The following is a 517-nucleotide window of genomic DNA, read 5'->3' as shown; positions in this document are numbered from 1 at the left end:
GGGTCACTTTGTGCCGTAGCGCCTGAATCTTATGCGTGCCCGAACGTACCACCGTACCATAGAAGGTAGTGCCGAGGTTTAAGTTGGTTGACAGTGTTTGTAGTACTCGCAACCCGGTGGTGGTGTCTGCTCGCACGGCCTGGGCCGTAGGTACGTACTCATACTCCAGGCTTTTGAAGTACCACGTCTGGCCATAGTTTACACCAGGGGTGATGTTGATGTGCTTGAATAACGTGTAGCTGCCCAGAGAAATGCCGAACCGGTGCTGCATGCCAGTCTGGGAGTTGCGCAATAGCTTGCTGATATTGGAAAAACCAATCGGCATGATTGACGCTTCAGAGGAGCCGCCAATAAGAGGAATAGCCCCGCCATTGATAGCACTAGCAGGGATATTATTTGATAGTCGGTTTTGAAAGGTAAGGTCGTATGAAACTGCTAGTTGCTCATAAAAACGGCCGCGTGCTTCCAAGCCTGCCAACTCATATAAATATTGCCGTGCTACCCCAAGCGTTAGGTC

1 protein-coding gene is annotated in these 517 nt (G+C 50.7%); it reads right to left on the bottom strand.

The window, feature by feature from the left end; translation table 11 throughout:
• Positions 1 to 469, bottom strand: a 469-nt coding sequence (locus VI25_RS25395) for a putative LPS assembly protein LptD (RefSeq protein WP_236705187.1), incomplete at its 3' end; no start/stop codon positions are given.
• Positions 470 to 517: the final 48 nt, after the last annotated feature.

Source organism: Hymenobacter sp. AT01-02, from assembly GCF_000961955.2.
In the GTDB taxonomy this organism is placed as follows: domain Bacteria; phylum Bacteroidota; class Bacteroidia; order Cytophagales; family Hymenobacteraceae; genus Hymenobacter; species Hymenobacter mucosus.
Note: the sequence above shows the minus strand (reverse complement) of the source record. Positions and strands in the feature narration are given on the sequence as shown.